Here is a 14,218-nt window from a genome sequence, read left to right on the forward strand (position 1 = left end):
TTCACTGGCTAAGCAATACCACTTAAGCCAGTTGAGTAAAATATGCTTTCACCTGTTGAATGATGTACATCTTCTCAGGTGTAACCAATTCATAGTATAGGGGCAAACGCAATAAACAGTCTGTGTAATGGTCTGCATATGGCAATGCACGACCATCGTGTTTATCTTGATAGAAAGGGCTTTTGTGCAAACTGAGGTAATGGAATACAGCCCCAATCTTCTTCTCTTTCAGGAATTCCATCAAACCAGTACGCTCTTCGAGTGAACGACACACGATATAGAACATGTGTGCATTATTCGTTGAGTAAGCCGGCACTTTGGGGCGTTGTATAAAGCCCAGAATTTCCAGTTCTTCAAACAACTCAAAATAAGTATCCCAAATTTGTCTTCGTCTTGCCTGAATGGTATCAAGCATTTCTAATTGTGCGTAGAGATAGGCTGCAATAATATCTGAAGGCAAAAATGAAGAGCCTACATCAACCCAGCCATATTTATCTACTTCACCCCGGAAGAACTGAGAACGGTTGGTACCTTTCTCGCGTATGATTTCTGCACGCTGAAAGAAACGTGCGTCGTTGATGGTAAGCATACCGCCTTCACCGGCAATGATATTCTTCGTTTCATGGAAAGAGAAAGCAGCCATATGACCTATTGAGCCAAGTGCTCGGCCTTTATAGTAATTGTCGATAGCCTGAGCAGCATCTTCAACCACAAATAACCCATGCTTATCGGCAATAGCCATGATGGCATCCATATCACAGGCATGGCCTGCGTAGTGAACCGGAACGATGGCTTTTGTTTTTGGTGTAATGAGGGCTTCTATCTTGGATACATCCATATTGGGATGATCTGGCAGACTGTCTGCAAAGACAATCTTCGCTCCGCGTAAAACAAAAGCATTGGGTGTGGAGACGAAAGTGTAGGAAGGAACAATCACCTCATCACCTGGCTGTATATCCAAAAGAATGGCCGCCATTTCCAAAGCATCCGTACAAGAAGTGGTGAGCAATGCTTTACCAAAACCATATTTCTGCTCGAAATAAGCATGACATTTTTTGGTAAATACACCATCGCCGGAAATCTTTCCACTGGCTACAGCCTGACGGATATATTCCAACTCTTTACCACCCAGATAAGGCTTGTTAAAAGGAATCATAAACGACCACTAAATGCTTTCAGGTATTTCTTTGCTTCTGTACCTGTGCAAAAAATTAAATCCAGAATGCTGACAGCATGGTCAAATGGCGGAAATGGTTGCGTATACTCAGGATAGCCCTCATAACTCATCCATTTTACCTGCATACCCACAGCCTCAAACAGCGGTGTATCCAGATAATCTTTCGCAGCAGGACCTGAAAGATACGTATCCGCCCCCACTTTCTGACAGAGATCAACCAAGCTTTGTGTTTTACCTTCAGTAAAGCCCAATTCAGTTGAACGATAAATTTTGGTTGTACCGCCCAGAATTTGCTGAATGGTTTCTATGAAAGTCTGATTAATACGGGAGAGATTTGTTTCCTCACTGTTGAGATAAAGCGGCTCAATCAACTCTTTATAGAGTTTAAACCCAGGCATTTTCCCATAGAAATTGCTCAAAGTTGCCCAATGCTTTTTGCGCCATTCCTGATTCAGCACATGGGTCTCTTCAATTTTCTGATTAAGATCGAACTGTCGAACTGGAATAGAAAGCCAGTTGCTACCCTGCGGTGTCTTGATGCGGTTACGATTACGCCAATCGTTCTTGGTATACTGCACATGATCGTAAAAAATGAAGACATCAGCAGTATTGATGATATCAAAATATCCTTTCCAAGGGATATAATTGGATTGAAGAATAGCAGCAGTCATTTATAGCACATTCAGTTTGTCTGTAAAACGCATAGGGTTACCAATCACAGAAGTGCCTGAAGGCACATTCTTGGTAATCACAGAACCAATACCAACTACCACATCATCGCCAATAGTAACACCGTTAGAAATGATGGCACCGGCACCAATAAAGCAACGCTTACCAATCTGCGCTTTTCCACAGATAACCACGCCCGGCGAAACATACGTAGCATCACCGATATTGGTTTCATGCGACACAATCACACCATTATTAATCAAAACCCCATTACCAATATTGGCTTGATGATCCAAAATAGCGCCTGGATATATAAAGCTACCTGCGCCAATCTGCACATCCACACCCTGCACCACAGAAGGATGCACAAATGGTTGTAATTGTTGTATTCCGATAGCTGTTACCAAGGCTTCACGCTTACTCAGGTGCTTATACCCTAGGCCGATATAGAATTGGCTGCCAGCATATTTATCCTGTAGGTAAGCATCAAATGGTGCTACCGCTGCACCCTCAGCAACAGAAGTATAATCGTCGAAGACGGTAAAGACTGCATCAGGATATTGCTGCTGCAGAAAAGCCCTAAGCTGTCTGCCAAGGTCGCCATAACCAATGATTCCGATCTGCATGTACAGGTTTTAAGGGTGAAATTTTGACAAACAGATACCTGAAAAGTTTATTTCGTTGCTACAAAACCTACATACTTAAATAAGTTTCTAGTCAGCGGCATAGCTTTCAACAGATAATCATGCATCACTTCTGCATGGGCAAACCGAGCTGTTTTATCCATGCTTTCATCATTAATCAGCTTACCCTGACCAATAAACCAATGATAGAAAAACTGGACATCGTTAAAGCCGATGTTCTTCAGTGCAGCTACCAACTCCTCTTCACGGAAACCACCTTTGATATTCTTTCCAAACTCTGCTTGATTGAACACATCTTTATCTACACCAAAATTTTTCTCAATATCTTCATCCTTATAGGTTACCATTTCAATCTCACGCTTCACAATGCCGTCGTACTGACCGTTTCTGTCGAGTTGATTCACCCCTTCCCAGAAATAATAGTTCGGATCCAGATCAGCATAGAATTGACCACCTGTTCTCAAAGCCTTGTAAGCTGTCTGCAGGGTTGGTAGCACATCATACAAATGATGCAGGAAAGAATAGCCAGTCACCACATCGAAGCTGCCTTCTTCCACAGGAAAAGAACCGGTATCATGGTTATGCAAGACGATGGTTGCATTACCGCTTTTGTCCACCTTATCCATCATAGCCTGGGTAACATCTACCCCATGAATTTCTTGCACATATTTCTTGGCAATATTGATCATGAAACCGGTGCCACATCCAAGATCCAGTAAGCGCTTGGCATTGGTGGCTTCAATCACCGGCTTCAGCTTATCTTCTACTTTCTGAATATTCTCAGGACGAAAATGTGGTTCACAAGTGCTGTAATCATCACTCATGCGAGAGTGTAAAGCAATATTGGCTTCAATAACTTTCTGATAATTGGTCTCCATTATTCAACAGGTTGTTTGTATTTACGTAATTCAGGTGGTGCATAATACTCATCATAATTTGCAGGCACCTGTGCTAAAAATCCAAGTTTTTGTAAAGCAGTTTGCGATACCCCACTCAAGTCCATATGCGCCATTGCACGGGGAATATCAATGCGCTGCTTCATGTATGGGCGACACATATTGATGGTCATCGCATGACGCCATTGATCCGTATGATTGCTACCACCGGCGTGCCAAATTCTTGCATTGAAAAACCACACCGTTCCAGCTTTTGCAATCAATCTTTTCGCATTGCCTTCGAATTCTTCTCTGGATGGCTGCGCTTCTCTGGTTTGTGAAAAGGGCAAAAACCAAGTAGCACCATTCTCTTCTGTAAAATCATCCAATAAAATGGTCGCGCCTACATTGGTGATATATCCGGGAATGATGCGCGGACAATCCACATGAATGCGGTTGGAATAATTTGTCTTATTCGGCGGCATGGATGATGATGTGTACGCATACACGGTACAACCATCGCCTAGAACAGCATTGAAACAGGTATTGAGTAATTCGTTGTCGAATAATTCAATAAAGCTGCCACCATACAAAGAACACAAGAGCACCATGCCATAATCCTTATAGCCGGTACCGCCATGATAAGCCGCTTCTTTGTCGATGGCCTGCATCAACTCAGTCTTAGCCTTTTGTATAAATTCAGGAGATAGCACATCAGGCACAATGGAATAGCCTTGCGTATGCATTTCCTCTACAAATCGCGCTTTGTCAAACATGTTTGTTAGTGATTTTTTGGAACAAATCCAGATAAGCCTGCACCTCACGCTTATGACTGAATTGTCCGGCTGCAAAAGTACGGGCATTCCTGCAAAAGGCTTGGTAATCTTCCGTACTGGCTCGAATCAATTCCAGCATGCCGTCGCACAGATCGCCGGGACCATTTAAGGGGTAGATAAAGCCATTTTGGGTATGTTGAATGGCATCCGGCGCAAGGCCTATGTTATAGGCAATTACAGGTGTTCCGCAGAGCAGGGATTCTAAGATCATCATGGGGCCGGCATCCTCAATACTCGGACTGATAAATAGGTCTGATAGCTGATAATATTGCGCCAATGCTTTCTCAGAATGGGCAAAGGGTAATTGCTGGGCAGCGAATGGAAAAATATCGGGTGATACCTCACTATAGCGACTGGCATAGACCAGTAACACCTTTTCTCTTTCAGCTGGCATCAGGCGCTCATGCAATTTTTTCAAATTGCTCATCAAGCGATCAAAGCCCTTGCGGGGATCGAGGATATGCTGACAACCGAAGAAAATGATGAATTTGTCTTCAGGCAGCTGGAGTGATTGACGCAAAACTTTTTTATCAGCAGCAGGTTGAAACAACTCAATATCTGCACTGATGAGAATTTTATTGACAGCTTGCTGTTTACCCAAAGCACTGCTTCTCACCTGCTGATCAATCTCTGAAGTGCTGGATACAAAACTGAGTGGAATGGTTTTCAATAACTGCTTACGAAGTTGCAGATTCTTGTACGATAAATCCTCTAATCGATTGGAGTGCAATGCGGGACATTTTCCGCAACCCTCATGATAACGCAAACAGGTTTTGGCATAATGACAACCACCTGTGAAAGCGTTTAAATCATTAAAGCGCCAAAGAATGGGTACTTGTAAAGCTTTATAAAGATCCTGAAGATTTACTGAAGTTACATAACCCGTTACCCAATGCAGCATCACCATATCCGGCTGAAAAGGCAGGCTCTTCAACAGGTATTTAGCATCTACACAAACGTCTTCGCCTGCATTGAAAAAATTATAGATGGGGTCTGTACGCTTTTTTAATAAGCGGAAATTGAGTTCACTGCGTAAGCGATAAAACCATTTCACCAGAAAGGGAAATTGCACTTCACTTACTGTTGCATCTTCTTGTGTTTTCTTGAACACCAGCACATGCGATTCCACACCGGCTTCCAGTAAACCTTTGTGCAAGCGCAGCATGGCTTTTGCCGCACCGCCGGTATCGTATGTATTCAGGTGAAGGACCTTCATGGCTTAATGGCTTCTATGAAGATGGAAGCATTTTCTTCAGGATCATCGAGTTGATAGCTGGCCCAGTTGGGGTGATAACTGGTTTGCGCTGTTTGTACTTTAACCTGTGTGAATCCCACAGAAGTGAGTAAACGCTCTAAACTATAACGATCATACATCCATTGATGGATTTCACCACCGTTGCGGAACTTACCAGTCTGATAATATTGAAAACGCTTCTTACCTAAAACAATACGTAGAAAAGCATCATAGATTTTATCCCAAGCCCTAGCCGGATTCTTCAAAGCCAATGCCAGCTTAGAAGGTTTGGTTGCTTCGCCTGATGCTTGTTGCAAAAACTGTTCGCGCCATTTTCTACCACCACCGCCGATTCTTCGAAACACAAAATCAGGATTGGGCAATTCAGGCTGTGTTAAGTATTGGAGCATGGCTCCTCCACTGCTATTACGAACAGTTTGATCATACATTTCCAACAGCATCCAATCATAGTCTGCAGCGGCTTTTGTATCACCAACAGCTGCTTTGTCTAATGCATTTAAATATTCCCGGGCAATGACTTCCAGATTGGGCATAGCAATACGAATCATCCCACCCGGTTTACAGATACGGAAGCATTCGCGAATAAATACAGCACCATCCTTTTGCTGAAAATGCTCTAATACATGGGAGTGGTAGACCAAATCAAATTGGTTATCCGGAAAAGGGATACCATTCAGGAAATTGCATTGCTGCACATCTGCACTAGCAGGATCCATATCTGCATTGATCCAGTGTGCATCCTTCACGTATTTATGACCACAGCCAAGGTTGAGCAGTTTCATGTGTACAAGGTTACATATTTTCCAGACCCAAACGCTTTTTCAACAATATCAATTGCTTGCCAAGCTTAGTCTGTAATAACTGGTGAAGGAAATATAATCGACCTTGCCAGAGTCGGCAGGCAAAAGAAAAACCGAAATACTTTTCATAAATGCGCACATTATCACGCAGAGATTGCAGGTAATGCTGATTACTCGTACCCGTATGATCGAAGCGTGTAATCACACGGGGAAAGAAAACATAACTGCATTGGGTGAGGCGACATAACAAATCATAATCCATTGCAATTTTTTCATCCAGTCTAAACAAACCCACCTGATCATAAACGGCTCTGCGCACAAACCAGGTTGGATGCGCTACACTGCGCATACCTCGATACAACTTGCCTGCATCAAAAGGCTTACCTACTTCCACCATCACCCCGCCCCGATTCGTCGTGATGCGACCACTGATCCAATCAATATTTGGGTGCTTATCCAAAAATGTCATTACATCTTCCAATACTTGATTGTCTGCATAAACATCACCGGCATGCAATAAGTGTGTATAATCTTGTGTAGCTTGGGTGATGCCTTTATTAAAAGCATCTGAAATGCCTTGATCGCGTTCATTCAACCATTTGCGATAAGCAGGTTGTGGATGATTGGCTAACCATTCCGCAATCTCAGGTTGCGTAGAACCATTGATGATCCAATGTTCTTGTGGATGTAGGGTTTGTGCATCTACTGCTGCACAGGTTTTCTGCAGTTCTTCGAGATTATTGAAGCATATCGTTATGACGCTGATCGTGGTCATCGTTGATTGGCTTGCAGCTTTTCCAAAAACAAGGCCATTCCCTTACGCTTGGCTTCATCGAAGGAATAACTGATATGCTGCGTGTAATAGGTATGCATGTCATAGGCCGGATAATCCATATCAGCCAATACCTCGTCAATATGATTGATTCCGTAGGCATTGGCCATATTGAAAGCATCACTAAAATCTGCATCCAATGGTTTATTCGCTACCCAGGTGGCAAACACAAAGGGCAAACCTGTATGGGCTTTCCAGGCAGTACCTAGATCATACACATATTGTCCTTTATTCAATTGTGCTAAAGCACGATCACCAATAATGAGTCCGGCAGTGGTACCGCCGATTCGATCAATAAAATCTGTTCCTGCATCTTCCAGTACTACCGGCTGTTGCCAGTACTCGCGCAATAAGATTTGTGCCAGCTGAACAGAAGTCCTGCTTTGGTAATCGAGCAATACTGTTTTGATCTCTTCCATGGGTACATCAGAAAAAATAGCTACCGATGCTACTTCTCCATTACAACCAATGCAATAATCCGATACCAAATGTGCTTCTGCTAATTTGGGGATGATGGCTACAGGCACGAGTCCAACATCAATTTGTCCGCTCAATAAATCGCCCGCCACTTTCGCAGGAAAATCCTTGGTGAGGATGATTTTATCCATCAAGCCACTACGCTCTACCCCATATAACATGGGTCTTGTATTGAGATAACTCACAGCGCCAATCCGAATCTTCTCCAATTCAGCTAATTTTGCCTGCAAAGAAACAGGTTTTCGGTGAAGATTCGGCCGATTCCGGCCGCCCGCAAAGCCCTCCCAAACATATGGAACTCAATCAACTTACGGCGATTTCAGCTATTGACGGACGTTACCGCAAGCAGGTACAACAATTAGACGAATATTTCTCAGAATACGCCCTGATCAAGTACCGCGTTTGGGTGGAAATTGAATATTTCTTTTTTCTGGCCGATCAGAAATTTTTCCGCCTACCGGCCAAAGTGCGCAATGCCATGAAGAAAGTGGCAGATGAATTCAGCCTGACAGATGCGCAGCAAATCAAACAAATTGAAGCAACAACCAACCACGATGTAAAAGCCGTGGAATATTTTCTGAAAGAACAATTGGACAAATGCGGTGGTGCAGATTATAAAGAGTGGATTCATTTTGGCCTCACATCGCAAGATGTCAACAATACAGCCATTCCTCTAAGCTGGAAACATTGCATCGAATACGAATACTTGCCTGCTTTGCTGAACCTGCAAGGCAAACTGCATCAGTTAGCCGGCGATTGGAAGAAAGTGTCTATGCTGGCGAGAACGCACGGACAGCCAGCTTCCCCTACACGTCTCGGTAAAGAATTGATGGTGTTTGTAGAGCGTATTGAATCGCAGGTGCAGGCATTTGGCTATATCCCTTTCTCTGCCAAGTTTGGTGGCGCTACGGGTAATTTCAACGCACACAATATTGCCTTCCCTAAAAAGAACTGGATTCAGTTAGCCAACAAATTTGTAGAAGGCGTTTTGGGTTTACAGCGTCAGCAGTTCACCACACAGATTGAGCATTACGATTCACTGGCTGCACATTTTGATGCACTGAAGCGCATCAACACTATTTTGATTGATCTCTGCCGAGATATCTGGACTTATATCAGCATGGATTATTTCAAGCAGCAGACCAAGAAAGGCGAAGTAGGCTCTTCTGCCATGCCGCATAAAGTAAACCCTATTGACTTTGAAAATGCAGAAGGCAATCTGGGCGTAGCGAATGCGCTGCTGGAACACCTTTCTGCCAAATTACCTATTAGTCGTTTGCAGCGCGATTTAACAGATTCAACCGTGCTACGCAATGTTGGCGTGCCTATGGCGCATATAGCAATCGCGATGAAATCTTTGGAAAAAGGCTTGGGTAAGCTTTTGCTCAATGAAGCCAAAATCAAAGAAGACTTGGAGAATAACTGGGCGGTAGTTGCGGAAGCGATTCAAACTATTTTGAGGAGAGAAAACTACTCTAATCCATACGAGGCTTTGAAAGAATTGACGCGTGGCAATCATGCGATAGATAAAAAAGCTATCCATCAGTTTATTGACGGACTCAAAGTTTCTGCAGCACTCAAAAAAGAACTGAAAGCAATTACGCCGCACAACTATACGGGCGTACATCCTGATTTCTAAGTTTATTGACTGGGGGACTTTAGAATAGTATACCCTTGCTGTTGTAAAGTGCTAATTGTAGTTAGTGCAGATAGGCCTACCTGCACATTTGGTAAGAGGCTTTCTCTTGCAATTCCACGTCTTTGCATGGTTTGTCCGCATATAGTAACCCTTCCACCCGCATCTTGGATTGCTTTAATGAGTGCCAGATTGGGATTATCCTTACCATACTTTTTCTTGTATGCTTCGTTATTAATGAGCGTGAACGCAGCTACATTGTGTAATACAAATACAACCTGCATTTTTTTGGGTGTTACCCCAGCTGCTGCATGCAAATTCATAATGCGTGCACCATTGAGTAAGCCTTCATTCACACTATCCGGATTGGGTGCTTGCATCACATCAATCACCAGCTTATAGTGCAGCTTTGGATCAATACCGTAATCAACAGCAGGCACTTCCAGTACTTGACCAAAACCTTTCACCAAGGGTGTTGCATTGAACTGAGCCTTGCTACTCAATACCAACATCAAACCAAAAAGCAGTAACCAATTGCGCATTGTTTAGACTTTGCGAAAAGGTAAAGCCTTTTATTTACTTGCCAAATTTTTGCTTCAGCGCGCTAAGTGCATCACCCATACTTAAGTTGCTCAAATCCTTCTCCTTTTGCATGGGCTTGGGCTTTTGTCCGCTACCCTTGGGCGGTGCATCTTGTGTTTGTTTGATGGAAAGGGCAATACGCTTACGCGCGATATCTACTTCCAACACTTTCACCTGCACCTTATCATTCAACTTCAGTACTTCACCTGGATCAGTGATATAACGATGGGCCACTTCACTCACGTGTACCAGTCCATCTTGCTTTACGCCTATGTCAACAAACGCACCAAAACGAGTCAAGTTGGTTACCACACCAGGCAACACCATGCCCACTTTTACATCCTCCATGCTATAGATATCCGCAAAAGAGAATTGCTCCAATTCACTACGCGGATCGAGGCCGGGCTTGGACAATTCTTTCAGGATATCCTGAATCGTCAATGTACCAAGTGTTTCCGTTACATATTTTTTAGGATCAATCTGTTTGATATTCGTTTCATTGGCAACCAGGTCCTGAACAGGCAGACCAAGGTCTTTCGCCATTTGCTCAACCAATGAATAAGCTTCCGGATGCACAGCAGTGGCATCCAAAGGATGCTCGCCTTGTGGCACACGCAAAAAGCCCGCGCACTGCTCATAAGCCTTGCCACCGAGGCGCGGCACTTTCAATAATTGCTGTCGGCTATTAAAACCACCAATCTCACTTCTGTAACGAATGATGTTTTCTGCCAGCGTGCCGCCAATACCACTCACATATTGTAAGAGATGTTTGGAAGCGGTATTCAAATTCACACCCACCTGGTTCACGCAACTCACCACCGTTTGATCCAGTTTTTCTTTTAAGCGAAACTGGTTCACATCATGCTGATACTGCCCAACACCAATACTCTTGGGATCAATCTTTACCAACTCAGCCAAGGGATCCATTAATCTTCTACCAATACTCACCGCACCACGTACCGTTACATCGTGATTCGGAAATTCTTCTCTTGCAGTTTCTGATGCGGAGTATACAGAAGCGCCATCCTCATTCACCAGAAAAACAGGCAGATTCAATTGCAGGCCTTTGATAAACTGTTCAGTCTCTCTGCCCGCCGTACCATCGCCAATGGCGAATGCTTGAATATTATGTTTTGCAACGAGTTCACGAATTGTCCAGCGACTCGTCTCCAAACGATTGGCTTCATGCACATAAATCAAATCATTGTGCAGCAGCTCGCCCTTCTCATCCAGACAAACCACTTTACAACCTGTTCTGTATCCGGGATCAATCGCCAGCACACGCTTACTACCGAGCGGAGAACTCAGCAACAACTGACGTAGGTTTTCTGCAAATACTGCAATGGCTTCTTCATCGCCACGCGCTTTCAAAGCAGTTCTAAATTCAGATTCCAAGCTAGGCTGCAACAATCTTCTGTAAGCGTCTTTGATCGCTTTCTTCACTTGCTCAACAGATGCGTTCAAATGGCCAGTAACGAATTGGTCTTCGATCATAGCAATCGCATCTTCTTCTACTGGCGCAATATTCATGCGAAGAAATCCCTCCAAGAATCCACGCATCACAGCCAGAATACGGTGTGAGGGAATTTTATGAATGGGTTCCGAAAAATCAAAATAGTCTTTGTACTTAATCGCTTCTTCTGTCTTATCAGCTAATACCTTGCTCTGTAGTGTAGCACTATCTTCAAACAGTTTACGCAGCTTGGCACGCAGCTCTGCATTTTCATTGATATTCTCTGCAATAATATCGCGTGCACCTTGTAAAGCCGCATCTGCATCCTTTACCTGTTCATTCACATACGTAGCAGCAATGGAAGCAATGTCCTGCTCTTTCTGTTCCATCAGTAACACTGCCAATGGCTCTAATCCATTCTCGCGCGCAGTTTGTGCTTTGGTTTTACGCTTTGGTTTATAGGGCAGATAAATATCTTCCAGTTCAGCAATAGTGGTTGCTGCATTCAGCTTCTCCTGAATGGCATCAGTAAGCTTACCCTGCTCTGCAATAGTCTTTTCAATAAACGCTTTTCGATCATTGAATTCTTTCAATGCTTTTGCATCATCTTGTATTTTCTGAATCTGCACTTCATCCAATCCACCTGTTACGTCTTTTCTGTAACGAGCGATAAACGGAATGGTTGCACCTTCTTCCAACAAGCTCAATACTTTCTCCACCTGCATCAAGCGCAGGTTCATCGCAGTAGCAATTTGTACAGCTATCTCCATAATCTAACCATTAAAGGGTTGCGAATGTAATGGGCAGAACGAAAGAAAAAAATTTGATTTTCTCGTGCCATCAGGCGCGCACAGGCAGGACGCGGGAAGGAAATTTTTCCACATATTTCCGAACCATGGAGCGGATGACTTCATTCTCAGGGAATTGCTGAATCTGGGCTTTCAATTCATCCAGTGTGAGGCCGTGAACAGATTGCGCCACAGAACCAATGCCATAGAACCTACCTTCTTCAATTAGGATACAATCGAAATCGGTTTCACTGATGATAAAAGTGGTGTTGTTCTCCTGAAAAGATGCCACGGCAGTTGCCACCTGCTCATTATGCGCTTTTACAGGTGGTAGCGGTGTTTGCATGGTTTTATCCAAAAAGCACAAACCGGCATGTAGCGCATGTTCTCTTACAAGCTTCCATAATGTGCGATGTGCATCACTACGATTGGCAAAAGTCTGCACCGGCTGGGTGTACTTTCTTTTCTTATCTACCGCCAGGCGCTGATAGCCCAGCTGATCTTCAAAAGCATAAATGCCCCAGAGCTGCTCATAATTTTTCTGGCTCTTGTTATAACGCGGCCACAGTCGCTTGATCTCCACACTTTCAAAAATGGAGGCGGAAAACTCTGTGGGACAAGTTTGATAGCTGATGCTGTAAATATTGCGCAAAAATTCTTGTCGCTTACGACCAGTATTCAGTCCGGTAAAATGATTGGTCACCCTGAACTTGATATTCTTGGCCTTACCCACATAGATCACTTTTCCTTTAGCATCATGGAAGTAATAAACGCCCGGTTCGTAAGGCAGATTCTTTACTTGTGTTGCCGGTAGATTTGGTGGCAATAATTGCTCTTTGTTCTCGCGCAAAAACATCTCCTGTATGGTACTCATTCCATCCTTTGCCATTACTTTCTCCAATACCTGTGCTGTTGCTAAAGCATCGCCGCCGGCACGGTGCCTGTTGGAGATAGTAATGTCCAATTCCCTAGTCAAACTACCCAGCCCGTATTTATGTAAGCCTGGAAATACTTTCCGGGCAAGCCGGATGGTGCAGAGTTTGGGCGACTGCAAATCAAAACCGGCCATTTTCAGTTGATGCTTCACAAATGAGTAGTCGAAATTGACATTGTGCGCCACAAATACCCTGTCTTTCAATAAATCATACACTTCAGCCGCAACGGTTGAAAAAACAGGCGCTTTGGCTACCATGGCATCTGTAATTCCCGTCATGCCCTGGATATAGGTGGGAATTGGTTGTTGGGGATTCACCAATTGTTCATAGACACGCTCTACCTTCTTGCCATCGTGTAACACAATAGCGATTTCCGTGATGCCATGCTCATTTGGCCAACCGCCCGTGGTTTCTATATCAACTACTGCAAACTGCAAATCTGAAATATGACAAAAATCCTGTTTTCAAAAAAGCAATTTACAGTATTTTTATACCAGCAAATCGGACAAACTATTAGCACTGGATTTCATTAATTGCGTGGCTCAACAGCAGCAAAGGCTTTCCCCCTATTCTTCACTTAAAATGCTGGCCATGGAACATCTCCACTTAAACAACAATTTCAAGCAGGGTATGCTTTATGCACTGGTGATTACATTGGTATTTACTGTGATCATTACCATTGCATATATCGTTGATATGCCCAAATAACTGAGCACCTGCTTGGTTGATACAGACGACTGTTTGTCAATTACTTGCAATCAGATAGGCATTGCAGGCAGGGTTGTATACACTTGTAAATTGTCTGGCCGACTAGAAAGTCGGTCTTTTTTTTTGCCGCTACCGTAATAATCTGGCAAGTTTTGTGACCTATAAAAAAAACTGGTGCTGCAGTTGTAACATTCTTTCCTAACACCCGTTAAGGATAATGTAACACTGGTTAACCTGCCAGACCGGCAACACCAATTAACTTTACACTGAATCTGCTGCAAAATGAAATACCTTTTTACCCTTTTGTGTGTGGTGCTCCTTAGTGGAACATCCTGTAAACATATCCGCTCAGCAAAAAAGCTGGGTGAAACCACCTGCCAGACAGCAAAAGTTTGTCTGGACAAGGCTAAAACCATTCAAGCCAAGGCTGCAATTCGTTTGCAAGCTGCACAGCTGGAAACAGGCGGTTCGGAAACCACTTTGGTGCCCGATGATGCCGTTCCAACCCGCTTAATGATCTGGTAAGTCTTTTTTCTCATGTGCATATAGCC

At 43.6% G+C, this 14,218-nt stretch carries 14 protein-coding genes; 2 read left to right on the plus strand and 12 right to left on the minus strand.

Annotated features, from left to right (window positions below; all coding sequences use genetic code 11):
* Window positions 1–22 precede the first annotated feature (22 nt).
* Genes rffA through J0L83_05595 form a run of 9 tightly spaced genes read right to left on the minus strand, consistent with a single transcriptional unit; the run spans window position 23 to window position 7,774 of the window.
* Window positions 23–1,156: a dTDP-4-amino-4,6-dideoxygalactose transaminase gene (gene rffA, locus J0L83_05555; GenBank protein MBN8664013.1), complete on the minus strand. Its 1,134-nt coding sequence runs from the start codon at window positions 1,154–1,156 to the stop codon at window positions 23–25.
* Entirely contained in the window at window positions 1,153–1,848 is a 696-nt protein-coding gene (locus J0L83_05560; protein ID MBN8664014.1) for a WbqC family protein, read from the minus strand. The genes rffA and J0L83_05560 overlap by 4 nt, the downstream gene beginning before the upstream one ends.
* Window positions 1,849–2,472 (minus strand): acetyltransferase, encoded by a 624-nt coding sequence (locus tag J0L83_05565; GenBank protein MBN8664015.1) that lies wholly within the window; start codon window positions 2,470–2,472, stop codon window positions 1,849–1,851.
* A 47-nt stretch (window positions 2,473–2,519) separates the two neighbouring features.
* A complete protein-coding gene (locus J0L83_05570) occupies window positions 2,520–3,368 on the minus strand; it encodes a class I SAM-dependent methyltransferase (protein ID MBN8664016.1) in 849 nt (282 codons plus the stop codon).
* A complete protein-coding gene (locus J0L83_05575) occupies window positions 3,368–4,141 on the minus strand; it encodes a phytanoyl-CoA dioxygenase family protein (protein ID MBN8664017.1) in 774 nt (257 codons plus the stop codon). Before J0L83_05575 ends, J0L83_05570 begins: the two co-directional genes overlap by 1 nt.
* On the minus strand, window positions 4,134–5,417 hold the full coding sequence (locus tag J0L83_05580; protein MBN8664018.1) for a glycosyltransferase: 1,284 nt from the start codon (window positions 5,415–5,417) through the stop codon (window positions 4,134–4,136). Before J0L83_05580 ends, J0L83_05575 begins: the two co-directional genes overlap by 8 nt.
* Window positions 5,414–6,238, minus strand: a complete 825-nt coding sequence (locus J0L83_05585) for a methyltransferase domain-containing protein (GenBank protein MBN8664019.1) — start codon at window positions 6,236–6,238, stop codon at window positions 5,414–5,416. Before J0L83_05585 ends, J0L83_05580 begins: the two co-directional genes overlap by 4 nt.
* 10 nt (window positions 6,239–6,248) lie before the next feature.
* On the minus strand, window positions 6,249–7,031 hold the full coding sequence (locus tag J0L83_05590) for a glycosyltransferase (protein MBN8664020.1): 783 nt from the start codon (window positions 7,029–7,031) through the stop codon (window positions 6,249–6,251).
* Window positions 7,028–7,774: a menaquinone biosynthesis protein gene (locus J0L83_05595; GenBank protein ID MBN8664021.1), complete on the minus strand. Its 747-nt coding sequence runs from the start codon at window positions 7,772–7,774 to the stop codon at window positions 7,028–7,030. Before J0L83_05595 ends, J0L83_05590 begins: the two co-directional genes overlap by 4 nt.
* 83 nt (window positions 7,775–7,857) lie before the next feature.
* Here J0L83_05595 and purB point away from each other — a divergent pair, with 83 nt between their 5' ends.
* On the plus strand, window positions 7,858–9,204 hold the full coding sequence (gene purB / locus J0L83_05600; GenBank protein MBN8664022.1) for an adenylosuccinate lyase: 1,347 nt from the start codon (window positions 7,858–7,860) through the stop codon (window positions 9,202–9,204).
* Window positions 9,205–9,206: 2 nt separating this feature from the next.
* Here the strand turns inward: purB and J0L83_05605 are convergent, their stop codons facing one another.
* The 3 genes from J0L83_05605 to J0L83_05615 form a co-directional block, all read right to left on the minus strand.
* Window positions 9,207–9,743 (minus strand): DsrE family protein, encoded by a 537-nt coding sequence (locus tag J0L83_05605; GenBank protein ID MBN8664023.1) that lies wholly within the window; start codon window positions 9,741–9,743, stop codon window positions 9,207–9,209.
* 34 nt (window positions 9,744–9,777) lie between these two features.
* A complete protein-coding gene (locus tag J0L83_05610) occupies window positions 9,778–12,006 on the minus strand; it encodes an RNA-binding transcriptional accessory protein (GenBank protein ID MBN8664024.1) in 2,229 nt (742 codons plus the stop codon).
* Window positions 12,007–12,076: 70 nt separating this feature from the next.
* The gene (locus tag J0L83_05615) at window positions 12,077–13,396 is read right to left on the minus strand and encodes a GIY-YIG nuclease family protein (GenBank protein MBN8664025.1); all 1,320 of its coding nucleotides are present in this window, start codon (window positions 13,394–13,396) and stop codon (window positions 12,077–12,079) included.
* A gap of 553 nt (window positions 13,397–13,949) precedes the next feature.
* Between J0L83_05615 and J0L83_05620 the strand changes: the two genes are divergently transcribed.
* On the plus strand, window positions 13,950–14,192 hold the full coding sequence (locus J0L83_05620; protein ID MBN8664026.1) for a hypothetical protein: 243 nt from the start codon (window positions 13,950–13,952) through the stop codon (window positions 14,190–14,192).
* Window positions 14,193–14,218: the final 26 nt, after the last annotated feature.

The organism is Chitinophagales bacterium, assembly GCA_017303835.1.
Classification (GTDB): Bacteria; Bacteroidota; Bacteroidia; order Chitinophagales; family Chitinophagaceae; genus JAFLBI01.

Coding starts and splice junctions, on each gene's coding strand:
- J0L83_05580 (MBN8664018.1), bottom strand. CDS start 5,417: ATGAAGGTCCTTCACCTGAATACATACGATACCGGCGGTGCGGCAAAA.
- J0L83_05610 (MBN8664024.1), bottom strand. CDS start 12,006: ATGGAGATAGCTGTACAAATTGCTACTGCGATGAACCTGCGCTTGATG.
- J0L83_05565 (MBN8664015.1), bottom strand. CDS start 2,472: ATGCAGATCGGAATCATTGGTTATGGCGACCTTGGCAGACAGCTTAGG.
- J0L83_05570 (MBN8664016.1), bottom strand. CDS start 3,368: ATGGAGACCAATTATCAGAAAGTTATTGAAGCCAATATTGCTTTACAC.
- J0L83_05560 (MBN8664014.1), bottom strand. CDS start 1,848: ATGACTGCTGCTATTCTTCAATCCAATTATATCCCTTGGAAAGGATAT.
- J0L83_05620 (MBN8664026.1), top strand. CDS start 13,950: ATGAAATACCTTTTTACCCTTTTGTGTGTGGTGCTCCTTAGTGGAACA.
- J0L83_05605 (MBN8664023.1), bottom strand. CDS start 9,743: ATGCGCAATTGGTTACTGCTTTTTGGTTTGATGTTGGTATTGAGTAGC.
- rffA (MBN8664013.1), bottom strand. CDS start 1,156: ATGATTCCTTTTAACAAGCCTTATCTGGGTGGTAAAGAGTTGGAATAT.
- J0L83_05590 (MBN8664020.1), bottom strand. CDS start 7,031: ATGACCACGATCAGCGTCATAACGATATGCTTCAATAATCTCGAAGAA.
- purB (MBN8664022.1), top strand. CDS start 7,858: ATGGAACTCAATCAACTTACGGCGATTTCAGCTATTGACGGACGTTAC.
- J0L83_05585 (MBN8664019.1), bottom strand. CDS start 6,238: ATGAAACTGCTCAACCTTGGCTGTGGTCATAAATACGTGAAGGATGCA.
- J0L83_05575 (MBN8664017.1), bottom strand. CDS start 4,141: ATGTTTGACAAAGCGCGATTTGTAGAGGAAATGCATACGCAAGGCTAT.